Consider the following 22,509-nt stretch of genomic DNA (forward strand, 5'->3'; position numbering starts at 1 on the left):
TACACGGAAGATGGATGAAAGATATCCAAAACAGTGGATATCACCATATACATTAGATACTAAAAGGCCGGATTTACATGCCAAGATGTTTCTGTCAAATATATACCCACAACAACTTGACACTGTCAGATGGAACGATGTACTTGACGGCCCTATGATAACTCGGTATAATAAAACTGAAAAAGGCATTACACCGACAAACGGTTGCAGCCCCTCATAATTAGCAAAAGTAAACCGCCTAAGTTTAAGGGACTAGAGGCGGTTTATCTCTTTTGTAACAAAAGTACCAATACGATAAGAAGTAACAAAAAGATATTCATATCGTTCATGGGCATCACCCCCATTCATCAGAAAATGGATAGGGGCGATACAACCGCCTGCCGTTTCGTGTGTAATGCCTGTGATAATCATACAGGACAACGCAACGTTATGTCAATGCCATGCATACAGACGAATGCATCGAAAAAGAACGAGACATTTCTATGATACCATAGGAACGTCCCGTTTCTTTTTATATTTCTATATTATATAGCCAATCTTATTTCTGTTTCGTAATGACGTCGCAGTGCATGTACGGACGGAGGACTTCCGGTACGACGACGGAGCCGTCGGCCTGCTGGTAGTTTTCCAGGATGGCGGCGACGGTACGGCCTACGGCAAGGCCGGAGCCGTTGAGGGTATGAACGTATTCCGGTTTGTCCTTCGGCGTGCGGCGGAAGCGGATGTTGGCGCGGCGAGCCTGGAAATCTTCCGTATTGGAGCACGACGAGATTTCGCGGTATTTGCCCTGGGCCGGGAACCATACTTCGACGTCGAAGGTCTTCGCGGCGGAGAAGCCGATATCGCCGGTGCAGAGGCAGACGACGTGGTACGGCAGGCCGAGGGCTTTCAGGATGTCTTCGGCGTTGTTCGTCATCTTGTCCAGTTCTTCATAGCTCGTTTCAGGAGCGGAGAATTTGACCATTTCTACCTTGTGGAACTGGTGCTGGCGGATGAGACCGCGCGTGTCTCGGCCGGCCGAGCCTGCTTCGGCGCGGAAGCACGGCGTCATGGCCGTCAGGTAGATGGGCAGCTTGGAGCCGTCGATGATTTCGCCGCGGTAGTAGTTGGTCAGCGGTACTTCGGCCGTCGGAATCATGTACATTTCTTCGCCTTCGACGTTCAGGCGGTACATGTCTTCGTAGAATTTCGGCAGCTGGCCCGTACCGATCATGGTGTCGCGGTTGACGATGTACGGCGGAATGACTTCGGTGTAGCCGTCTTTATAAACGTGCTGGTCGAGCATGAAGTTGTATACGGCTCGTTCGAGGCGCGCGCCGAGGCCGATGTAGTAGTAGAACCGTGCGCCCGTAGCCTTCGCCGCCCGTTCGGAGTCGAGGATGCCGAGGTTTTCGCCTACGTCCCAGTGATTGAGGGGTTCAAAGTCGAATTTCGGCAGTTCGCCCCATTTGCGGACTTCCGGGTTGTCGCTGTCGTCTTCGCCGACGGGAACGGAGGGATTGCACATGTTCGGAATCATGAGCTGGATGTCGAGCATGTCTTTTTCTACGGCTTTAACTTCTTTATCGAGGACGTCGATGTCGTCGCCGAGCTTCTTCATTGCGGCGATCTGGGCGTCGGCGTTTTCTTTATTCCGTTTCAGCTTACTGATTTCCTGCGTCACCGTGTTGCGTTCGCTCTTCATGGCTTCTACCTTCTGCAGGAGCTCGCGGCGCTTGGCGTCGAGTTCGACGAATTTGTCTACGTCGGCGCTGGCGTGACGCTTGGCAAGGTTGTCTTTGACTTCTTCAACGTGTTCACGGATAAATTTCGTATCTAACATTGGTATTCTTCCTTTCGTTATGCAAAACAGCGTAAATTTGTACTGTTATATTATACTCGTTACAGCCCTTTTTGTTCAATACCGCTGAACAAATACCCCATGTGATTTGTTGAATTCAGCAGGACGAGACGCCAGCGGCCATCCTGGCATTCGAGGACGTTGATGCAGGTGTTGTCCTGCTTGATCTGCCAGAAATGGCTCATGTCGAGGCCGAGGACGTCGCAGATAATCGCCTTGTTTACGGCGTCGTGGGCGGCGACGAGGACCGTCTTGCCGTCGTAGGCCGCAGCGTATTCGTCGAAGGCGGCGCGGACGCGGCGGCGCACGTCTTCCAGGGACTCGCCGCCCGGGCCGGGCATGGTGACCAGATGGGGCTCCGTGTGCCACTGGTGAAATTCCGTCGGGTACTGGGCTTCGATGTCGTCAGCCAGGCGCCCTTCCCAGTCGCCGTGGTTGATTTCCAGGAGCCGGTCGTCCTTCTGCACGTCGAGGCCGTGGAGCTCAGCGCAGAAAGCGCAGGTCATGTACGACCGTTCCAAGGGGCTGGAAATGGCTGCGTCGATGGGCGTATCCTTCAGGCTTTGGGCTACCATATGGCCCTGCCTAAGGCCTCGTTCGCTCAGGTGCGTGTCTTCCTGGCCCTGATAGCGGCCTTCTATATTCCATTGCGTTTCGCCGTGGCGAATCAGTATGATGCGTACCATAGTGTCCTCCTAGTGCTGCACGTCGCAGTGAATGAGCTTCATATCAAGAATGCCGTCGATGGAGCGGAGCTTGAGCATGATATCGTTGGGAATGTCGTCCTGCACGGCGATGGCCATGATGTTGTTGCCGGCCTGGGTCATGCGGCCGACCTGCATGCCCGTGATGTTGATGCGGGCCTGGCCGAGGATAGTCGAAATCTGGCCGATCATGTTCGGCTGGTCGACGTGAGGCGCCAGGAGCAGGTAGCCTTCGGGCGTAAAGTCGACACGGTATTCGTCGATCTGGACGATTTTCGCTTCGTTTTTATTGAACAGCATGCCGACGACGGAGTGTTCGCCCTTGGCCGTCTTGATGCGCACCGTCACGGCGTCGAGGAAATAGCCGCTGTCCTGGGACTTGATTTCCTTGACGGCAATGTGGCGCGTCTTGGCGACTTCCGGCGCGTTGACGAAATTGACCGAGTCCTGCAATATGGGGTTCAGGGCTCCCTTGAGGACGGCCGTCGTGAGGAGCCGCGTTTCCGTGTCGGCCAGCTCGCCCGTGTATTCGACCTGGATTTCCTTCATCGGCCCTTCCGTGAGGTATACGCCGATAATGCCCATCCGTTCCATGAGGTCGAAATAAGGATGGATGACGTTGTACACGTTCATCGGCACGGGAGCCATGTTGACCGCCGTCGGCACGGGTTCGCCGTTGAGGGCAGCCATGACGCCTTCGGCGACGTCGACGGACACGCCGATCTGCGCTTCGACAGTCGACGCGCCCAGATGAGGCGTAATGACGACGTTGTCCAGACCTTCAAAGGGATTGATGTCCTGTCCCAGCGGTTCTTCCGGGAAGACGTCGACGGCTGCGCCGGCCACGTGGCCGCTCCGCAGGGCGTCGGCCAGGGCGTTGATATCGAGGACGGCGCCGCGCGATACGTTGATGACCCGCACGCCGTCTTTCATCTTGGCGATTTCTTCCGCACCGATCATGCCCGTCGTCTCCTTCGTCAGAGGCGTGTGCATCGTGATGTAGTCGGACGTGCGCAAGAGCGTATCCAAATCGACCGATTCGACGCCGAGCTGCTTAAAGCGATCTTCGGGAATGTACGGGTCGTAGCCGATGGTCTTCATTTCCATGCCTTGCATGCGCTTGGCGATGCCCGAGCCGATGCGGCCGAGGCCGATGATGCCGATGGTCTTGTCCTTGAGCTGGATGCCCGTAAACCGTTCCCGGTCCCATTCGCCGGCCATCAGGGAATCGTGAGCCTGGGGGATGTGGCGGGTCATAGCCATGATCATGGCGCAGGTGTGTTCCGTCGCGGCTACCGTATTGGATGTCGGCGCATTGACGACGATAATCCCCCGTTCCGTCGCCGTCTTGATGTCGATGCTGTCGACGCCGACGCCGGCCCGGCCAATGACCTTCAATTTCGTGGCCGCATCGATAACCTTTTCCGTTACGTGGGTCATGGAGCGGGTAATCAGGCCGTCGTACTCGCCGATGCACTCGATAAGTCCCGCTTCGTCTAAATTCGTTTTGACGTCTACCTCATAGCCGTGCTCCCGCAGCAGCTCTACCCCTTTGATAGAAACGTCGTCGCTGACTAATATTTTCATGTTCGTATCCTCCTGATCATCTACTGTATCGTGCGGGCTTCGCACCCGCCGTAGGTTAATGGTTCTTTCTGAATTCTTCCATAAATTCGGCCAGAGCCCGACAGCCTTCCTCCGTCACGGCGTTGTAAATAGACGCCCGGCAACCGCCGAGGGACCGATGGCCCTTGAGGCCTACGAGGCCCCGTTCCGCCGCCTGGGCGACGAATGCCGCTTCCAGCTCCGCCGTCGGCAGATTGAACGTCACGTTCATGAGGCTGCGCGAATCGGCAGCCGCGTGGCCCCGGTAAAATCCGTCGCTGCCGTCGATGGCCGCGTATACGATGCCGGCCTTCTGCACGTTGCGCCGGTACGCCCCTTCCAGGCCGCCGTTATCCTCCAGCCAGTGCATAACCTTGTTGATAAAATAAATGCCGAAAACCGGCGGCGTATTATACGTCGAGTCGTGTTCTACATAGGTCTTGTACTGGAGTACGACCGGCACGTCTTCCTTCGCCTGCGCCAGGAGAGAATCCTTGATGATGGCTACGACGACGCCGGCCGGACCGATGTTTTTCTGCGCGCCGGCATAGATGAAGTCAAACTTCGACACGTCTACAGGCTGGCTCATGAAGTCGCTGGACATGTCGCAGAACAAGGGCACGTCGAAGGACGGATAGCCGTGCCATTCCGTGCCGTGAATCGTGTTGTTCGACGTCATGTACACGTAGTCCGTATCGGGCTGGACGACAAAGGTATCGGCCTTGGGAATATAGGAAAACCCGTCAGCCTTGCTGGATGCCACTTCGTAGACGTCGCCGAAGAAGGACGCCGCCTTCATGGCCTTGTCGGACCATACGCCCGTATTCAGATAGCCGCCGCGGCGCTTGAGAAAATTCATGGCGTGCATGGCGAACTGCAGGCTGCCGCCGCCCTGCATAAAGACGATATGATAGTCGTCCGGCACCTGAAGCAGCCGGCGCATGAGCCTTACCGTTTCATCCTGCATATCCTGATAGGCCGCGCTGCGGTGGCTGATTTCTACGATGCTCATCCCCGTATGATTAAAATCGAGAAATTCAGCCTGTACCGCTTTCAATACGTCCAGCGGCATCGCCGACGGTCCGGCGTTAAAATTATACACTCGTTTCATAACTCACATGTCCCCTCGTGCGGAGAGCCGCAGGGAAACTCTCTCGCTTGTAATAAAAAAACTCCCGTCCCTAAAAAGGGACGAGAGTATACTCCCGCGTTGCCACCCAGCTTGCCTTTCGGCCATCTCGTCGCGCTGTATCGGGCGTACCCGTCAAATTCGTCATTTGATGCTCCGGAGCGGAATGCTGTGCTGCCCTGCTGCCTCGCACCGTTCCGGCAGCTCTCTGTAACAGACACGCCAAGCTTTTTTCTCTTTCATCGCGTTGGTTTCGTAAAATTAGGTCTATTATAAACACAAATGTATTATCTGTCAAGACACAGAAAGGTAAAAATCACGTATAGCGAACTATATGCTTGCCGCGCTATGGTGACGGGCCTCTCTAGCATGCTGTTTACGCAACAAAACATATATTCTATTTATCTGTGTCCTATGCTATACTAAACGTGTTGCTCTTTCTCCTATCCAGCAACGGAAAGGAGGTGCGCCGTGGAAACCACATTACTTTCTTTTTTACTATCTGTTGCGGCAGGTATACTCGCTAATTATATCTGTCAGTGGCTGAACAGATATCGATAAGAGCAATCAGCCCATAGTAAGACACCCCGGAAAGTCGCTACCTTTCCGGGGTGTTCGTGCGCTGTGGCACATTACTTTCTTTTCTACAATTAGTATAACGATAGTTATAGGTTCTGTCAATGAAAACTGCCCGTATAGATAGTGTAAAGTTGTTGTGGGAATTTTTTTGACAGGCCATTTTTGATGGTTCTCTTAACCTGTTAATATTACTACTATAGTTACGTTATAGACAGCATACAGCAACGTGCTGAACTAGCATTCCCGTTACGTTATATATTCTTCAACTTTTGTACACTAAAGTTTTCCCACAATTATTTTACGCTGTCCCCGTATATTAGTTCACGCCCCGTTGGCTCAGCGTAATGCGGACGGGCTGATTTTCGATGCGATTCTGCGTGACGATCATGTCCTGCGTATCGCGGCGGAAGGCCTGGTAGGCCGGCGAGCTGATATACGCTTTATAGCCTTCTTCATCGGTAAAGATACCCATCGTATGGATTCGGGCCGGATTGTCCTTTTCAGCCGTCGCATAGAGTCCGATGACGTGCTCATCGTCAGCAGCGGCCCGGCGGATTTCCTCGGCCAATCGCTGCGCATAGGCTTCCAGGCATTCCGGCTTGACCTGGATCAAATCCATCTGTACGCTCGTCCCCACGCCGCTGTCTTTTTGTTCCAGGGCGATACCTGTGGCTTCCAAAATCTTCACGCCCTTCAAATAGGGACGGCGCGCTTCATCGTAGGCGTGGAAGCCGTCGCTCGACGCGTGGATGCGGTAGGCGCCGTCGTCTTCATAGAATTCCAATACCCGCATGATATTGGGATTCTTGGCATCTACGGCTCCATACAAGGCGTAGGTGCCATCTTCCTTTGCAACTTCCGGAGCGACGTGCTTCGCCCCTAACTGCTGCAGGACGCCCATCTGTCCGTCAGCCGATTCGACGACGGCCCAGTGAATCAAGGGCATATTCCCGTCCGGCGTCCGCACGCTCGCCCCTTGGACAGATGCAGCGGCAAACAACGTACTCAGCGCGGCGGCAATACAAAGCAATTTTCTTTTCATCGATTTTGCACCTCCACAATCATACTGTTTGATATATACTCTCTTATTTTCCAAAAGGCCGCCTAATGCGGATGGCCTTTGTCGGACAAGAGGACATACAAGCGCCGCAGCCGATGCATTCCCTGTCGCCGACAATGCGGATATCCATCGGGCACGTCTGCACACAGGCGGAGCAATGAATGCACGCCTTGACGTCTACGGTCATTCCCACGGCGGAAAACCGGTTGAACAGGCCGTAAAACGCACCGAGGGGGCAGAGAAAGCGGCAGAACGGGCGGTATATCCACAGCATCGCCACGAGCAGGGCCATGACCCAGAAAAATTTAGAATTCTGCACGGCAATGATCAAATTGTCGACGCTGCCCTGAAACAACGTCGGCAGAAATAAGGCTTCCAAGAAATTCCCCGGGCAAATCCAGGCGCAGAAGGCCGTAATCCCACGCCCCGTCACCAGCCCCGTATACAGGGGAACGGCTAATACAAACAAGGCGGTCATCACGTATTTTACGTAAGACAAATAGTAGGTCATTCGGTTCTTTTTCAGCTTTGGAAATGGCACTTTATTCAACAGCTCTTGCAGCCAGCCCATGGGACAGGCCCAGCCGCAAATCATACGGCCGAATAAGAGGCCAAACAATACCAGCATCCCCCAAAACTGCCAGGCCACGGCGGAAAAGGAACCGCTCAGCGCCTGCTGGGTCACGCCTAGAGGACACCCGGCAATGGTATAGCGGCAATACTGGCAGTTCAACCCGGGCACGCAGGTCTTGTCATAGGGAAAATCGACGGCCCGGCCTGTCAGGGGCGTAAAGGCGTTGGCGTTATATAACACAGCCGCGCAGAGCTGCACGGCATGGCGGCGAATCTGCAGCTTCATCGGTTCCGACCTCCTTCTGCGGCATAGATTCCCAGTGAATCCAGCCAAGACACGACGGCTTCTTTGCAATTTCCAGCCTGGGACGCATGGACAGCCAACCCCTTAGCAAGGATGGCGTCCGGCGCGGCAGCCCGAATATCGTCGATGCTGCTGCCCCAGCCGCTCAGGCCGTAGGTCACGAAGGGAACGATGGTCTTTCCCTTCCAGTCCGTCTGTTTCAAAAAAGTAAACACTCCTGCCGGCGGCGCATTATACCAATTTGGGAATCCTAAAAAGACGACGTCGTAGCGGCTCATATTCGGCATCGGTTCGGCCAAGGACGGCCGGAGCCCTTCGTTGTATTCCGCCTTGGCCTGGCTCTGCATGGCCGGCGCATTCTTCGGATACGCAATGTTCGTCCGTATGCGGTACAAGTCGCCGCCCGTTTCTTGCTGAATCGCCTTGGCGACGGCCTCCGTATGGCCGCTCTGGGAATAATAGGCAATCAGTATACGTTCCGGTGCAGCGGCCTGCACGGATTCTGCCGGCTGCGGGTAGGAAGCAAAGGCCCAGCCGATGGTCACGGCCAGGGCCGCGGCGATGAGTATTCCTCCAAATTTCACGACGCACCTCCTGCAATGAATAAAACGATTTATTATAACTCAATGACGAAGGAGACTAGCTGCAGCCGTCGCCGGCTAAAAAAAGAAGGCGTCTCCTCGTCGAGACACCTTCATTATAAAGTGCGGCCTTGGCTGCGTCTAATGCTTATAGCGGATGATGAAACATTCATTTCCTGTATATCTTAGCCTATCCGATACGGCGATTGCCAATCTCTCGTTTCCATCTTGATTCGCCTCACGGCATCAGAAGCGATAGGCGACGTTCACGGCGGCGCTCAGGTCACGGCTCGTATGGGACCAGGCCTGCTCTACGGCTCCGCCGATTTCCCAGCGGTCGGACAGCTTGGCCGATGCGTAGGCCGACGCTATGACGTGATCCTTGCTGCGGTTCATAGATTGTACGCCGAAGCCCGGGCCCTTTCCTTTGGCATAGGAAAAGCCTGTATGCTGCACGTCGCCGTCAAAGACGCGCCGATAGGCTACTGACAATCCGTAGGTCTTGTCGTTAGTCTCCCGCTTCATATCGACGCCGAGTTCGCCAGCCAGATAGTCGTCGCTGAACCCGCTGCTGCGGAGAGCGAAGACACCTCCGTCTTCGCCGAAGCTGTCCTGCTGATAATGGGCGTAATCCAGGCCGACGTAGGGGCTGACGTGCCAGCCAGCCTCCTTTCCGTAGTGCAGGTCATAGGCGTATGCCGCGCCGACGCCGAAGACGGTGCTGTCGTAATCGCTCGTCACCTTGCTGGACGCACCGCTGTAGCTGAAGCTGCTTCCCAAATACCGCGTCAGCTCGTTTTCCTGCCTGCCGTAGCTTACGTAGGCCGTCGCCGTGCCGGGGCGGTTCTTCGTGCCGCCGTACAGGCCGACGCTGTAGTTCTTATACGTACCGTCGGCGTCATAGCCGCTCAGGCTGTTGTCGCTGCAGGCGACCAGCGCGCCGGCATAGACGTCGCCGTCGTCATAGAAATCATAGCCGACTGTCGTGTTCCAGCTGTGCCGTTTCAAGCCGTCGTCCATATTGCCCCAGCCCTTGCCGGTAATCGCCCAGACTGATTCGTCGCGATTCGTCCGCTCCTGCTGCCGTACGGCCTGGCGGACGTCTCGGTTCTGCATGGCGTCGTAGGCCAGTTCCAGATGCATACTTTCGCTGCGGCTCAGGCTGTCTATCGCCGTGCGGACGTTTCCGCTGTCCAAGGCGTACAGGCGGTACATATCCTTCTGCTCGTCTTTGTCCAGCGCGCTGTACAAGCCGTTTACAGCGGCAAAGCGGTCGGCGGCAATGCCGGCGTTGTTGTCAGCCTTCGTCGTCAAGTTGAGGCTGTCGCCGTCTTGTCTCACTTCACTGTCGAGCAAGCCGCTGAACGAACCGTTCAGGCTATCTGCTCCCGTCATCGCGCCGCCGCTCGTCAAAATCGTGCCCGTTACGTCGGGGGCGGCATACTGCCCTGCTTGCAAGGTCATTTGGGAAAGGTCGGCGTCCCGTTCAACGTAGAGACGGGCATACGTCGTCCCGTCTGTATTGGCGATAATCCTTCCCTTTCCATCAAACGTCCCTTTTACGTTCAAGGTCTGCGCCGTACCGTCGTCCTTTGTCACAGCGCCCCAGCTCCCAGCGGCGACGGCCCCATTATTATACAAGTTTCCCTTAATGGTACCGCTGCCGGCAATGGCGCCCGCATCCTCACTGTAGGCATCGCCGGCGACGGAGCCGTCGATCTGCAGGGTTCCGCCGGCGGCTATCGTCGCGCCTTTATAGGTATTTTTACCGGTCAGGGCCAGCGTCCCGTCTCCGGTCTTTTTCAGGCCGCCTTGGAGGCCTAAAAGGCCGTTGTCATCGACATATTTGTTATAGTCTTTTACATAGCGGTCGGCAAAGCTAACTGTGTCGTCTGTGCTGTCTAGGTCAAAGTTCTCCGTATAGTATACCCAGCGGTCATGCAGATCCTTAATATCGCCGTCTGCCCCGTCAAACGCCGTATTTTCGTCGCCCAAGGGATTTTCGGCAATATATCCGGCCCGTATTTCGCCGATGTCGTTGCTCCATACCGAGTCATAGCCCTGCGTATCGACAGTGTATAAAGCTTGGTCTTTCTGCTCTCCGTCGACGGTATAATCGCCGCTCACATCGTCTTTCGTCAGGCGGCGCACGTTTATCGCCCCTAAGCCGTTCGTCGCCTTGTCGGCGTCGACGACGCCCTGGCCGAACAAGACGTCCATAGGCACGTCGGTATAGATATTAAGTTTTAGGGTTTCCTCATCGACGAGTTTCCGAATATAGTCGGCAAACTCCTGCCCGTTACTACAATCATAGGTATACCCATAAACATCCTTCATGTGCCAATCAAACTCATCTTTAAGCAATACCTTTAGACTCCCATCATCACTCTGATACTCTTGGTTATAGGCCTTACGAATTAAAGCATACGCTGCCTCCTGTTTTTGCGTTTCGCCTTCTGCGCCGTCGACAAGATATACGGAAAGGCCTTCTAACGAAGACCGGTTTGGTCCAAAGGACAGGGTGACAAACCCATTGTCTGAGTCTGACAGCTTAATGTTTTTATTGGCCGTACTCAGCAGGACGTCGCCGATTTGCTTGCCGCTCAAATAGGGATAGGCCTGCTGCACCAAGGCGCCGACGCCGGTCGCCATCGGGGTGGCAAAGGACGTCCCGTCTCTATAGATCGTCTCCCCTATCTCCAAGGCATCTGGTCCATATATTGTTGTACCGAAAGCGCTCAGGGAATAGTCTTCCGCATACGCAGACAGATTGGTAAACAGCGAAAGGGCGCCGACAGAAGCAAGTATAGAGCCGTCGTCTTGTTCCGCCAAATAGAAATGGCTCGCCGACGTGACGTTTACGATGTGATTCCGCAAGGCCTCGTCGCTGCCGGCATGAACTTGCAGGGAAGTGCTTATCGCCTGGCCGTCGTTCCCAGCGCTAAAAACAAGGAGTTTGTCCCGCCGCGCCGCAGCGACGGCTTCTTGATACCATGAATTATTGTCGCTAAAGGTATGCAGAGTATCATAAGCCGTACCAGAATCCGTATAGTGTACAACCGTTCTCCAAGAGTTATTGATAAGTTTTATATTGTCATCGTCCAAAAATCCCGTATACCAATGATCGTTCGTAAAATTGCCGTACGCCGCAAAGGCAAGTCCGGCGTCGAAAGCTACGCCGTGCATGCCGAAATCGTTTTTATCGGCCATGATGATTCCCGACACCATGGTCCCATGTATTCGTAGATCCATATCACCGGGCAGCGCTTCGTCGTCTGTCGGCTGCACGATCTGGACATCCTGATCGATAAAATCGGGAATATACGGATTGATATTGTCATCTATGACGCCGACGGTAACGCCCTTGCCCGTATAGCCCTTGGCGTACGTATCGGACAGGTTCATAAAATCATAGGGGCTTTGAACCCACCACCTTCCGTTCACGCCGTAATACTCGTCGGTTACAAATTCATTAGCCTCTGCAGGAAGTACGCCGGCAGGCATCGCCCAGCCCAACGCCAGCGTGGCTATCAGTGTTAATGTGGTTTGTGGTTTGTGGTTTGTGGTTTTTATTCATCGGTATACCTCGCTTTGATTTGTACCTTTTGCAGGGGTGAGCTTCCCGTCATAGCGCCAGGGTACGTTCTTTTTATAGTATATCATACGATTCTGATTTCTTCCTATAGGCTGCCGACGAGATGTATCTTCTTCGTATCCCATCGGATGGCAAGGGGACATCCCGCCAACGGCAGAACCCTTGTGTTGTCCTTCCTGCATGAAGCCGCATAGACGAGTTCCCATCCCGGTACGTTATTTTAAAATGCTGAAACGATGTTTGCGTCTATATGCTATACGAAGACGCTTTCGTTACAGCGCACCGTAAACTGACTCAGAGTCCTCATAGTACAGCCCATACGCGACGTCATTACCAGGAGCCGCATCGTTCCGCCTGTTCCCATAGAAAAAGCAGGCCGTCTCCGACAGACAGCCTGCTTGCAGTATTGTCGTTATCCTATTAATTGCACTTGCTCCAGCCGCAGTTCTTGCAGGTGTTGCAGCCCCCTTCAAAGACTAAGGGTTCGCCGCACTGAGGGCAGAAGATGCTTTCGGCCGTGACTTTTTTATCGGCCTTCGGTTTGACCGGCGCTTTTTTGACCGGCACGTCGCCCTGGGTCACGGCGGCGGACTGGCGCAGGTCCTCCTGCACTTCGTCGTACATGTCGAGAAGGGCGTTGCCGACGGCCATGGGGCAGCAGGAGCCCTTGCTCGTATCGCCCCGCGTAGCCCGGCGGACCGAGTAGGACGGGCAGTTCCCCGTCGAGTTGAGCTGGTCGATGATGGTGTAGATGTCGATGCCGGCGCGGGCGCTGATGGAAATCATGCGGGACAGGCCAATCATGAAGTTGTTGCAGCCGCCTGTCGAGCCCTTGCTCAGGTACGTTTCCAAGAGGGCTCCCGTTTCGGGATCGAAGAAGGCCAGGCAGTGCAGGCTGCCGCAGCCCGTGACGAGCTTGCGTTTTTTGCCGATGACGTTGTCGTCGATGCTGACGATTTCGCCCCGTTCGAGGCCTGCGCCGGCGATGGGCACAGATTTCTTGTCGACGTGGGTCGTCAGGATGCCGGCCCGCTTGCAGCCGTCGCGGAACAAGGTCAAGCCCTTGCAACCCTTTTCATAGGCCAGGAGGTAAAGGTTTTCCGTATCTTCGACGGTAAAGCTGTTGGGCACGTTGACCGTCGAGCTGATGGAGGCGTCGATGTGCTGCTGCCAAACGGCCTGCATGGCGACGCGCTGATGATAGTCGAGGGTCAGGGCAGTGACGAAGTATTCCGGCAGCTGGGAGTCGTCTTTAATGTTGTGAGCCTTCATGTACCGTTCGACGATAGGCGTGTAGACCTTATAGTAGACGTCCGTGCCGTGGAGGGACTCGGTTTTCCGTTCGTAGAAGTTGGCGTAAATGGGCTCGATGCCGCCGGAAATGCCCAGCATAGTCGACAGGGTGCCCGTCGGGGCGATGGTCAGGAGCTGGGAATTGCGCAGGCCTTTTTCCTTGACCAGGGCCGCCGTCTTTTTCGTCGTGTTGGCCTTAAAGAAGGGCGTTTCCATGATTTCGTCGATGTGGCACATGTCGAAGGCTCCCCGTTCGCCGGCCAGGTTCGCCGAGGCGGCGATGGCTGTATCGGTCATGGCGAAGCCGATTTCATCGCACAGGGCGACAGCTTCGTCGCTGCCATAGGTGATGCCCAGCTTAATGAGCATGTCGCCGAGGCCCATGATGCCCAGGCCGATCTGCCGCCACTGGCGCACGCTGTCCTGCTGTTCCTGCAGCGGATGGAGGGGCAGGCCTTCGTCGAGGACGTCGTTCAGGGCCCGCACGGCGATGGTCACGCAGCGGCGGAATTCGTTGAAATCAAAGAGGGACTTGTCCGAAAAGGGATCGCGGACGAAGTTCGCCAGGTTCAGGCTGCCCAAGAGGCACGAGCCGCCGGCCGGCAAGGGTTCTTCGGCGCAGGGATTGACGCCGGCAAATTTAAATTCCTTCGTATTGGCCAAGAGATTCCACTGGCAGATGCGATCCCAAAACAAGGCTCCCGGCTCGGCGTAGTCCCAGTTCGTTTCGGCGACGAGGCGGAAGATGTCGGCGGCGTTGACCATGCTTTCGATGACCTGGCCCGTTTCCTTCCGCGTATAGTGCAGGCGGAACTGCTGGCGGGCCTTGACGGCTTCCATGAATTCGTCGCTCAGGCGAATGGAAATATTGGCCTTCGTCACCTTATTCAAATCGGTTTTCAGCTTGATGAATTCCAGGACGTCGGGATGGGCGCAGTCGATGGAAATCATGAGAGCGCCGCGGCGGCCGTTCTGGCCGATGAGCTCCGTCACGAGGGAATAGAGGGTCATAAAGGATATGGAACCGCTCGTTTCCTTCGCCGCGTTGTTGATGCGCGCGCCTTTGGGGCTGAGGCCGGAAATGTCGATGCCGCAGCCGCCGCCGTAGCTGTACGTGCGGGCCAGCTTTCCGGCGCGGTCGAAGATGCTTTCGATATTGTCTTCCGGCGGCGTCATGACGTAGCAGTTCGACAAGGTAATTTTCTTGCCTTCGTATTCCAATCCGCGGTTGGCCAAAATGCGGCCGCCGAAGAGGAATTTCTGCTCCTTCAGCAGCTGCGCCACGTCTTCGTCATGGCCGCTGACGCGGTCAATCCACTGCTCAAAGGTTTCGCCGTTGTTGCAGTACTTGTTTTTCCAAATATCCATGCCCAGCTGATTCTGTTCGCCCAGCCATTCCTGCTCGTTCATGAAACACCCTCCTATGCATTCTCATATATTATATATGGTATTGTATTATTATTACTTATACTGTATATAGTATTTGCAATGATTCCGTTTCCTATTATAGCAGTCTTGTACGGTCTTCGCAAGGAGATTCTTGCTTCCCCAGAGGCCGTTCATAGGTCCCGGCGGAGGTATATCATGTCGACGAGGCGCACGCCGCCTTCATAGATGGGATGGTCGTAGTGGTCTATGAAAAAATTTCTGACCCGGTGTGATTTCACAAATCCGCAGGCCTCATAAAAGGGTATCGTCAAGGGGCTGTCGCCGGTGCCGACCTGCAGCGTATGAAAGGCGCCCCGATAGCGCCGCCGGATATATTCGACAAAGGCCCGCCCGTATCCGCAGCACTGCCACGGCGGGGCGACGGCCAGATTTTTAATTTCCAGCACGCCCTCTCCCTCGTCGGTCACGACGCAGACGGCGCGGACGCCGCCGTCTTCCATGACGTACAGCCGTCCGCGCTCCAAATAGGCGTCGATAGCCGACTCCTGCTCGTCTGCTATCAGCAGCAGGGGCAGATATTTCTTTTTGTTATCCATTATTTCTTTGTATTCTATCATGCTGTGGTTTCCGCGACCTTTCGTTACTGCGTGTCCAAGAGAAATTCCGTGACGAGCTGCCGGTATTCCCTTCGGTTTGTAGAAATGCCGACGGCGTGGGGTGAGCCTTCGAAGACATGGACGTATTTCTCTGCACTGGCACAGTTTTCATAGAGGCTCCAGACCGTCTTTACCGGCACGAGGCGGTCCTCCTGCCCGTGGAGGAACAAGACGGGACAGCGTATCGACCGTACGGCGTGGGCCGGCTCGATGTCTGATAAAAACTTGCCCGTGTGATACCACATAGCGCCCTGGAAAAAAGGCATGAGGATATCGTATTCCCAGACGAGGCGGTCGTCTTTCGCCGCCGCCATGAGCTTTTCCCGTCCCAGGGACACGATGTTGCCGTAGGAGCTGTCGGCGACGACGAAGGCCGCGTCCCGTCCGGCGTCGCTGCCGGCGTACAAGAGCGCCATAGCCGCGCCCAGGGATACGCCGTGGAGGCCAACGGTCATCGATGCATCTTTTTCCTTCAGCCACTGTACCCATCGGCCAATGTCGTCGGCTTCCTGGACGCCCCATTTGGTCTGGCCGCCGCTTTCGCCGTGGCCGCGCTGGTCTACGAGGAGGACGTTGTAGCCCAGATTGCGGTACATGCCGACGTAAGGCAGGCACATAGCCCGATTGTGATACAGGCCGTGCAGCAGGATTACCGTATGATGGGAGCCGCCCTGGTCTTCAATATATGTCCCCCGCAAGGGAACGCCGTCACGGCCCGTCGTCTCCGCTTCCTGCCAGTCGAACCGTTCCTCGCCGGCGGCGATTCGCTCTACGTCGCAGGACATGTTTTCAATACCGAATATGACGTCCCACGGCGCAGAAGCAAAGCGCTCGAAGGCCAGATTGCCGATATACAGTCCCGCGCCGAAGGCCAGCACGGCGGCAAAACAGACCAGCGTGCAGAGGAATTTAAGTAAACGCCTTATCATAGTCTCCCGTCCTTACAGCTTGCGGTCCCGTCCGCCTTCGACCTTTTCCTGCATCTCGTCTATGGCCGTGCCGCCTTCCGCTTCGACGGCAGCAATGACGGCGCCTTCGACAAAGGGGCAGTCGAGAAGGACAACGCGCTTGTCGTCCAGGGCTTCGACGACCATCTCGGCCGTCATGACGGCGCTGCCCATGTCCATGATGACGACGACGCCGTCTTCCGAATATACCGACTCGACGGCGGCGCAAATTTTTTCAAAGCTCGTGCCCAGGCCGCCGTCCTCCATGCCGCCGGCTGCGGCGACGGGAGCCGCCGGAGCCATCATCTTCGCCAGCTCGGCTGCGCCTTCCGCCGCCTTTTGGCTGTGCGATACCAATACGATGCCTACCATATTTTTTCCTCCTTCACAGGTAAGGCCGGCAATACGCCGGCCCGTTTTTCTATCCTTATTCGTCTATGTGCTCCGCCATGGTCCGCAGCATGTACCACGACGACGTCGCTCCCGGGTCCTGATGGCCTAAGCTGCGTTCGCCGAGGTAGCTGGCCCGGCCCTTGGTGGCGATGATCGTCTTCGTATAAGCCACGCCCTGTTCGGCTGCCGCCGCGCCGTCCTGCAGGGCTTCCTTCAACGATTTGCCGTTTTCTACGGCTGCTTTCACTGCCCGCAGTGCCGGGCATAAGGCGTCGAGCATCGTCTTTTCGCCTTCCGTCGCCTTGCCACGCATCTTAATGCCTTCGACGGCTGCTTCCATGGCCGCGGCGAAGGCCGGCCCGTCCAGCTCGGTCAGGCCCTTGCAGGCCATGCCGGCTTTCATGAACGCCGTGCCGTACAGGGGGCCCGACGCGCCGCCGACAGTCGATACGAGCTGCATGCCCACGCCCTTGAGAAGGGTGCCGATGTCCGTATTGGCCCAGGACGGCAGCTTTTGTTCTACGGCGGCAAAGCCGCGGGCCAGGTTGATGCCGTGGTCGCCGTCGCCGATTTCATTATCGAGCTGCGTCAGGAAATCCTTATTTTCTTCTATCGTCTTAGCAATGGCCGCCATGACTTCGGCTAATTTTTGCGTATTCAATTGCCCGTCCCTCCCTTATTTCTTCCAAGCCAGCGTGTCGGCTTTGGCATCGTAGAGCTTCTTCATTTCTTCGTCCAGCCGCAGCAGCGTCAGGGAGAAGCCGGCCATTTCGATAGACGTCATGTAGTTGCCGACCATCGTGTCGTAGACGCGGACGCCTTTTTCCTTCAGGTAGTCCTGCACGAAGTTGTTGACGATATACAGCTCCATGAGAGGCGTGCCGCCCATGCCGTTGACCAGGACGACGACGTCGCTGCCTGTATAATCCAAATCAGCGAGGATGCTGTCGAGAAGCATCTTGGCGATGGAATCAGCCGTGCCCAGGGCTTCGCGGTGCGTGCCCGGTTCGCCGTGGATGCCGATGCCGATTTCCATTTCCGTATCGGACAGCTCAAAGCCCGGCTTGCCCGCTGCCGGCACCGTGCAGGGCTCGATAGCCATGCCCATGGAGCGGACGTTGGCGATGACCTTTTCCGCCGCGGCCTTGACTTCTTCCAGGCTCGCGCCTTCGGCGGCCTTAGCCCCGGCGATTTTGTGCACGAAAATCGTGCCGGCTACGCCGCGCCGTCCCGTCGTGTATAGGCTGTCCTTGACGGCTACGTCGTCGTTGACGACGACATAATCGGCCTTGATTCCTTCGTCGGCAGCCATTTCAATAGCCATTTCAAAATTCATGACGTCGCCGGTATAGTTTTTGACGATGCACAGTACGCCTTTATCCGTCGCGACGGCCTTGATGCCTTCCAGCACCTGATCCGGCGTTGGCGACGTAAAGACCGTGCCGGCTACGGCGCAGTCCAGCATGCCTTCGCCGACGTAGCCGCCGTGGGCCGGTTCGTGGCCGCTGCCGCCGCCGCTGACCAGGGCGACCTTGTCTTCTTGCTTCGGCTCCCGCACGACAATCGTCCCGTAGTCGAGCTTGCGCAGCTTCTGCGGCGCCGCCTTGACCAATCCCAGGATCATTTCCTCTTCTACGTTTGCCACGTCGTTTATGATTTTTTTCATCGCGTCTTCCTCCCCTTTTCCATAAAAAATAAATGATGCCTGTCATTTGACTTTAGTATAGCAACATTTCAGAGAAATCACAATATATGCCTTCATCCCCGCGGTTGCTTCCGGCCTGCGCCGTAATAGTCCAAGTTCATGGCGATAAACCGCTTCATATTGTCCTGAAAGTCGACGGGCTCGACGGCGATGCCGGCCCGCTCCAAGGCCTGCCGCAGCAGGGGATTGTCGCAGCACATGCTGCATATGCCGACGGCGTGGAAATATACGGCCAGGATGCATTCGCAGGCCTCTTTCGTTTCGATTCCCAAATTTTGCGACAGTACGTCGGCCAGCTGTCCGGCCTTGTCAAAATACAGGGCTTTGAATTCTGCCAGCCTGTCAACGGATACATTGGTCTCGATAATGGATGACAAAATATCGCCGTAGCGCAGGTAGTCCCGATGAGCCGACAGGATACCGGCCCATACCTCGGCGTATACGCCCACGGCGTAACCGCATCCCCGCGGAAAGGCTGCCAGCAGGGCGTCCATATAGGCGCTCATCTTTTCGCCGCACAAGACCAGGAAAATATCTTCCTTGCTGGTCACGTATTTATACAAATTAGCCCGGGTCCACGACAGCTCGGCGGCGATGGTCGTCAGCGTGATTTCATGATAGGGCTTGGCGGAAAACAGCCGATCGGCAGCCCGTTTCACTTCTTCCATGCGCGCTTCCTTCTGTTCGGCGCTCCGCGCCCTGACAAATTCCGACATATAGCCCTCCTCGTACGCAATCCTTCATGATATAACTCCATTATAGCCCATGAAGCTATACATTGACAAGAATCATCGCGTATGCTATTATTTTATTAAGTTACGTTATGTTATTTATTCATCAATTACTATACAGTGCGTTTTTACAGGAGGAATCTATGAAAAAGAATATCGGCGCCTTTCCCGCCTTGTATCCGACGCCCCTTACCCTGGTCGGCGCTATGGTCGATGGCAAGCCGAGCTGGATGACCGTCGCCCACGTCGGCATCATCGGTCACGACCGCATCCTCATCAGCTGCGCGAAGATTCACTATACCAACAAAGGTATCCGCCGGCACGGCGTCGTCTCGGTCAGCCTCGTCGACGAAGCCATGCTGCCTAAAGCTGACTGCGCCGGCAGCGTCAGCGGCCATCGGGACGACAAATCGGAGCTGTGCGAGTGGACGGCCGGCGAAACGGGCGCGCCGATACCGACGGAATCGCCCCTGGTCATGGAATGCCGCGTCGCCGACAATTACGAAACGGAAACGTTTGATAATTTCATTTTGGAAATCAAGGCCGTATGGGCCGAAGAAGGCGTCCTGACAGCCGACGGCAAGCCGGACTACGAAAAAATCGCGCCGGTCCTGTTTGAATTTCCGACGTACACCTATCTCCGCACGGGCAAGCGCCTCGGAAAATGCCTTTCCTTCGCCGGAACGAAAAGATAAGATTCTATATATATTTCATGACAAGGAGGATTTTATGATGAACAAACCCTTAGTAGCGTATTTTTCTGCCAGCGGCACGACGGCCAAGGCCGCGGCCGTATTAGCCCAGGCAGCCAAAGCCGATCTCTATGAAATCGTACCGGAAACGCCGTACACTCCGGCCGACTTAGACTGGACCGACCGCAGCAGCCGCACGACAAAAGAAAAGAACAACCCGTCCTTCCGCCCGGCCATAGGCGGCAAATCCATCGACGTCAGCCCTTACGACACCATTTACCTCGGCTTCCCTATCTGGTGGTACACGGCCCCGTCGATCATCAAGACCTTTTTGGAAAGCCACGATTTTTCCGGCAAGACTATCGTACTCTTCGCTACGTCCGGTGGCAGCGGCCTCGGCAATACGGCCAAAGACCTGCAGCCGTCCTGTCCCGGCGCGATGATTAAGTCAGGCAAACTCCTAAACGGCCGCCAAACCGTCGAAAGCGCGACGAAATGGCTGAACAGCTTTAAATAATAGAATATCCCTACATATAAAACACACGAGTCCGATGGCCCTGTCCTAAAGGTGCCGTCGGACTCGTGTGTTTTTACATAGTAACGAATAGGATGTCGTACTGCCGCCTTTCCGTCTGCGTATCTCAAAAACGCCTGCATATCCGGGCCCAGCGGTTTGCCATTGGTTTCTCAAAAAACGACTCCTATCTTACGACATAAGGCGTCCACTCTCACAGACGCCTTATACAGATTATAACAAATGATTCTTTTTCCCTAATTCCATGATATATTCTACCGAGGTTTGCTCACACTCTGCAATACTTTCTACGGAAAATCCCTTCCGCAGCATAGCCAATATCATCATGGTTTCTTTCTTTTTCTCGCCCGTTTTTTCACCTTCGGCAAAGCTCGCCAGCTCGCGCCGTTTGGTTTCCATTGCGTACGTCATATATTCTCGCCTCGTTTCCTTATGTTCCTTCACCCTCATGACTTCATCTTCTACGGCTTTCATAAATCTCCCCTCCGCCGCCTTTCCGTCTACGTATCTCAAAAACGCCCGTATGTCCGCCAACAGCTCACTGTCGTCTTCGCAAAATCGAGAGCCTATCTTGCGAAATAAGACACCTGCTCCCGCAGATGCCTTAGTCAGACTACAATAAACAATTCTTTTTCCCTAATTCCGTAACATAGTCTGCCGATACACGCGCGCACTCAGCAACCTTACCGTCGACGTAACGCAAGAACGCTCGTATATCCGGGTCCAGAGCTTTGTCGTCGCCTTTACAGTTTAAAAATAGTTTTGTTCCTTCGTCTCCCAGTTCTATAGCTTCCTTTTCGATGCAGTGATTCCGAAAGGTATAGACGGGCAGGCCGTCGCCAAAAGCGTCGAAGGTGCAAATGAAGATAATGTACGACGGATTTAAGCAGTCGTAATCTTCGCCTGTCTCTAATATTTCCATATCAATCATGGCCTGATAATATCGCGTCCGCTTGGTCAGGCCACCGTTCGGTTCGTTTTCGCACTGCATTTCAATATCGAATACGCGTCCCGTATCATCTTTAACATATACGTCAAGACGGACGCTCTTGCTGTCCAATCGGATATCTATCGTTTTTTCCACATCTGGATAGGTAATGTCGGCGATTTTGATGTTTAAAATTTTTTCGATTAAATATTGACACAATCGTTTATTTCTCATTACTTTTCTTACTTGTAGTATATCAAACATCCGTACGTTTCGACAATATACCGGGCTATAACAAAACGGAAATGAAGGCTCCGCTGCATCTCGTATGATATAATACAGATAGATATTATAAAGGAGCTGAGGTCATGGAAATCCGCGTACTTCGATATTTTCTTACAGTAGTGCAGGAAGGCAGCATCACCCAGGCGGCAAAGGCCCTGCACGTCACGCAGCCGACCTTGTCGCGGCAGCTCATGGAGCTGGAAGAGGAACTAGGGCAGCAGCTGTTTATCCGCGGCAGCCGCCGCATCAGCCTGACCGAAGAGGGACTTCTCCTGCGCCAGCGGGCCGAAGAAATCCTCAGCCTCATCGACAAGACGACGACGGAGTTTTCCGCTATGGACGACGCCTCAATCCGCGGCGAAGTGCGCATCGGCTGCGGCGAAGGCGAGCCCATTCGCTTTATCGCCCGCACGCTGACGGCGATGCGGCGTTCCTATCCTTTCATCCAAACCCATTTCTACAGCGGCAACGCGCCCGACGTGCTGGACAAGCTGGATAAGGGGCTGACAGATTTCGCCGTCGTCTTCGGCCCCCTTGATTTGACTCCCTATCACTACCTGCGCCTGCCTGGAATACACCGCTGGGGTCTGCTCATGCGTAAGGACAGTCCCCTCAGCCAAAAGGCTGTCATAGAGCCGCAGGATCTCCTTTCCATCCCCTTGATTTACTCGGCCCAGGCTTGGGAGCACAACGAATTTTCCGGCTGGCTCGGCGTGCCCGTCGAGCAGCTTCATATCGTCGCCATATACAACCTCTTTTATAACGCATCCCTGCTGGTTCAGGAAGGGCTGGGCTATGCCACCTCCTTCGACAATCTCGCCCCAACCGGGCCGGCCAGCCCGCTGTGCCATCGCCCCTTCCATCCGCCCCTCCAGGCAATCCCGTACTTGCTTTGGAAAAAATCGCACCGCTTTTCCAAAGCCAGCCGCATCTTTCTGGAGCATATCCGCAAAGATTTAACGGCCATCTCATTAGACACGTAATA

Annotated in this window: 20 protein-coding genes; 3 read left to right on the plus strand and 17 right to left on the minus strand. The window is 55.1% G+C overall.

The genetic code is table 11. The annotated features are described in order from the left end of the window. Window positions 1–538: 538 nt before the first annotated feature. The 15 genes from serS to CJ260_RS11155 all read right to left on the minus strand — a co-directional run bounded on the left by serS (window position 539) and on the right by CJ260_RS11155 (window position 19,069). Complete coding sequence (gene serS, locus CJ260_RS11085; protein WP_087478405.1) at window positions 539–1,822, minus strand: serine--tRNA ligase; 1,284 nt, start codon at window positions 1,820–1,822, stop codon at window positions 539–541. A gap of 59 nt (window positions 1,823–1,881) precedes the next feature. Continuing rightward, on the minus strand, window positions 1,882–2,526 hold the full coding sequence (locus CJ260_RS11090) for a histidine phosphatase family protein (RefSeq protein ID WP_095630231.1): 645 nt from the start codon (window positions 2,524–2,526) through the stop codon (window positions 1,882–1,884). Window positions 2,527–2,535: 9 nt separating this feature from the next. Further along, on the minus strand, window positions 2,536–4,131 hold the full coding sequence (serA, locus tag CJ260_RS11095; RefSeq protein ID WP_095630232.1) for a phosphoglycerate dehydrogenase: 1,596 nt from the start codon (window positions 4,129–4,131) through the stop codon (window positions 2,536–2,538). Window positions 4,132–4,186: 55 nt separating this feature from the next. Beyond that, window positions 4,187–5,260, minus strand: coding sequence for a 3-phosphoserine/phosphohydroxythreonine transaminase (gene serC / locus CJ260_RS11100; protein WP_095630233.1), 1,074 nt, complete (start codon window positions 5,258–5,260; stop codon window positions 4,187–4,189). 913 nt (window positions 5,261–6,173) lie between these two features. Further along, entirely contained in the window at window positions 6,174–6,899 is a 726-nt protein-coding gene (locus tag CJ260_RS11105; RefSeq protein ID WP_095630234.1) for a putative quinol monooxygenase, read from the minus strand. Window positions 6,900–6,942: 43 nt separating this feature from the next. Next, complete coding sequence (locus CJ260_RS11110) at window positions 6,943–7,776, minus strand: 4Fe-4S binding protein (RefSeq protein WP_095630235.1); 834 nt, start codon at window positions 7,774–7,776, stop codon at window positions 6,943–6,945. After that, on the minus strand, window positions 7,773–8,378 hold the full coding sequence (locus CJ260_RS11115) for a flavodoxin (RefSeq protein ID WP_158221403.1): 606 nt from the start codon (window positions 8,376–8,378) through the stop codon (window positions 7,773–7,775). The genes CJ260_RS11110 and CJ260_RS11115 overlap by 4 nt, the downstream gene beginning before the upstream one ends. Window positions 8,379–8,621: 243 nt before the next feature. After that, complete coding sequence (locus tag CJ260_RS11120; protein ID WP_095630237.1) at window positions 8,622–11,879, minus strand: S8 family serine peptidase; 3,258 nt, start codon at window positions 11,877–11,879, stop codon at window positions 8,622–8,624. A gap of 511 nt (window positions 11,880–12,390) precedes the next feature. Further along, window positions 12,391–14,673, minus strand: coding sequence for an adenosylcobalamin-dependent ribonucleoside-diphosphate reductase (locus CJ260_RS11125; protein ID WP_095630238.1), 2,283 nt, complete (start codon window positions 14,671–14,673; stop codon window positions 12,391–12,393). Window positions 14,674–14,822: 149 nt separating this feature from the next. Then, on the minus strand, window positions 14,823–15,248 hold the full coding sequence (locus tag CJ260_RS11130) for a GNAT family N-acetyltransferase (RefSeq protein ID WP_233127981.1): 426 nt from the start codon (window positions 15,246–15,248) through the stop codon (window positions 14,823–14,825). A 44-nt stretch (window positions 15,249–15,292) separates the two neighbouring features. Continuing rightward, window positions 15,293–16,237 carry an alpha/beta hydrolase gene (locus CJ260_RS11135; RefSeq protein WP_087478395.1) on the minus strand — a complete coding sequence of 315 codons (945 nt, stop codon included), beginning with the start codon at window positions 16,235–16,237 and terminating at the stop codon, window positions 15,293–15,295. Window positions 16,238–16,249: 12 nt separating this feature from the next. Beyond that, entirely contained in the window at window positions 16,250–16,627 is a 378-nt protein-coding gene (gene dhaM / locus CJ260_RS11140) for a dihydroxyacetone kinase phosphoryl donor subunit DhaM (RefSeq protein ID WP_087478394.1), read from the minus strand. Between the two features lie 55 nt (window positions 16,628–16,682). Then, window positions 16,683–17,309, minus strand: a complete 627-nt coding sequence (gene dhaL, locus CJ260_RS11145; protein ID WP_095630240.1) for a dihydroxyacetone kinase subunit DhaL — start codon at window positions 17,307–17,309, stop codon at window positions 16,683–16,685. A 15-nt stretch (window positions 17,310–17,324) separates the two neighbouring features. Next, the gene (dhaK, locus tag CJ260_RS11150) at window positions 17,325–18,314 is read right to left on the minus strand and encodes a dihydroxyacetone kinase subunit DhaK (protein ID WP_095630241.1); all 990 of its coding nucleotides are present in this window, start codon (window positions 18,312–18,314) and stop codon (window positions 17,325–17,327) included. A 92-nt stretch (window positions 18,315–18,406) separates the two neighbouring features. Then, entirely contained in the window at window positions 18,407–19,069 is a 663-nt protein-coding gene (locus tag CJ260_RS11155) for a TetR family transcriptional regulator (protein WP_095630242.1), read from the minus strand. Window positions 19,070–19,227: 158 nt separating this feature from the next. Here CJ260_RS11155 and CJ260_RS11160 point away from each other — a divergent pair, with 158 nt between their 5' ends. Both CJ260_RS11160 and CJ260_RS11165 read left to right on the plus strand, forming a co-directional pair. Beyond that, entirely contained in the window at window positions 19,228–19,779 is a 552-nt protein-coding gene (locus CJ260_RS11160; RefSeq protein WP_095630243.1) for a flavin reductase family protein, read from the plus strand. A gap of 34 nt (window positions 19,780–19,813) precedes the next feature. Further along, the gene (locus CJ260_RS11165) at window positions 19,814–20,293 is read left to right on the plus strand and encodes a flavodoxin (RefSeq protein WP_233127982.1); all 480 of its coding nucleotides are present in this window, start codon (window positions 19,814–19,816) and stop codon (window positions 20,291–20,293) included. Between the two features lie 231 nt (window positions 20,294–20,524). On the opposite strand, the gene CJ260_RS11170 is transcribed toward CJ260_RS11165, so the two are convergent. Both CJ260_RS11170 and CJ260_RS11175 read right to left on the minus strand, forming a co-directional pair. Next, window positions 20,525–20,785: a hypothetical protein gene (locus CJ260_RS11170; RefSeq protein ID WP_095630245.1), complete on the minus strand. Its 261-nt coding sequence runs from the start codon at window positions 20,783–20,785 to the stop codon at window positions 20,525–20,527. A gap of 139 nt (window positions 20,786–20,924) precedes the next feature. Beyond that, window positions 20,925–21,503: an Rpn family recombination-promoting nuclease/putative transposase gene (locus tag CJ260_RS11175; protein WP_087478387.1), complete on the minus strand. Its 579-nt coding sequence runs from the start codon at window positions 21,501–21,503 to the stop codon at window positions 20,925–20,927. A 104-nt stretch (window positions 21,504–21,607) separates the two neighbouring features. Here CJ260_RS11175 and CJ260_RS11180 point away from each other — a divergent pair, with 104 nt between their 5' ends. Continuing rightward, window positions 21,608–22,507, plus strand: coding sequence for a LysR family transcriptional regulator (locus CJ260_RS11180; protein WP_095630246.1), 900 nt, complete (start codon window positions 21,608–21,610; stop codon window positions 22,505–22,507). Window positions 22,508–22,509 lie beyond the last annotated feature (2 nt).

Origin of the sequence: Megasphaera sp. ASD88 (genome assembly GCF_002287425.1) — a bacterium.
Lineage (GTDB): Bacteria > Bacillota > Negativicutes > Veillonellales > Megasphaeraceae > Megasphaera > Megasphaera stantonii.

Coding starts and splice junctions, on each gene's coding strand:
- CJ260_RS11125 (WP_095630238.1), bottom strand. CDS start 14,673: ATGAACGAGCAGGAATGGCTGGGCGAACAGAATCAGCTGGGCATGGAT.
- CJ260_RS11120 (WP_095630237.1), bottom strand. CDS start 11,879: ATGCCTGCCGGCGTACTTCCTGCAGAGGCTAATGAATTTGTAACCGAC.
- CJ260_RS11135 (WP_087478395.1), bottom strand. CDS start 16,237: ATGATAAGGCGTTTACTTAAATTCCTCTGCACGCTGGTCTGTTTTGCC.
- CJ260_RS11155 (WP_095630242.1), bottom strand. CDS start 19,069: ATGTCGGAATTTGTCAGGGCGCGGAGCGCCGAACAGAAGGAAGCGCGC.
- serS (WP_087478405.1), bottom strand. CDS start 1,822: ATGTTAGATACGAAATTTATCCGTGAACACGTTGAAGAAGTCAAAGAC.
- CJ260_RS11105 (WP_095630234.1), bottom strand. CDS start 6,899: ATGAAAAGAAAATTGCTTTGTATTGCCGCCGCGCTGAGTACGTTGTTT.
- CJ260_RS11160 (WP_095630243.1), top strand. CDS start 19,228: ATGAAAAAGAATATCGGCGCCTTTCCCGCCTTGTATCCGACGCCCCTT.
- CJ260_RS11130 (WP_233127981.1), bottom strand. CDS start 15,248: ATGGATAACAAAAAGAAATATCTGCCCCTGCTGCTGATAGCAGACGAG.
- dhaK (WP_095630241.1), bottom strand. CDS start 18,314: ATGAAAAAAATCATAAACGACGTGGCAAACGTAGAAGAGGAAATGATC.
- CJ260_RS11175 (WP_087478387.1), bottom strand. CDS start 21,503: ATGTTTGATATACTACAAGTAAGAAAAGTAATGAGAAATAAACGATTG.
- CJ260_RS11165 (WP_233127982.1), top strand. CDS start 19,814: ATGATGAACAAACCCTTAGTAGCGTATTTTTCTGCCAGCGGCACGACG.
- CJ260_RS11180 (WP_095630246.1), top strand. CDS start 21,608: ATGGAAATCCGCGTACTTCGATATTTTCTTACAGTAGTGCAGGAAGGC.
- CJ260_RS11090 (WP_095630231.1), bottom strand. CDS start 2,526: ATGGTACGCATCATACTGATTCGCCACGGCGAAACGCAATGGAATATA.
- serA (WP_095630232.1), bottom strand. CDS start 4,131: ATGAAAATATTAGTCAGCGACGACGTTTCTATCAAAGGGGTAGAGCTG.
- dhaM (WP_087478394.1), bottom strand. CDS start 16,627: ATGGTAGGCATCGTATTGGTATCGCACAGCCAAAAGGCGGCGGAAGGC.
- CJ260_RS11110 (WP_095630235.1), bottom strand. CDS start 7,776: ATGAAGCTGCAGATTCGCCGCCATGCCGTGCAGCTCTGCGCGGCTGTG.
- CJ260_RS11170 (WP_095630245.1), bottom strand. CDS start 20,785: ATGAAAGCCGTAGAAGATGAAGTCATGAGGGTGAAGGAACATAAGGAA.
- serC (WP_095630233.1), bottom strand. CDS start 5,260: ATGAAACGAGTGTATAATTTTAACGCCGGACCGTCGGCGATGCCGCTG.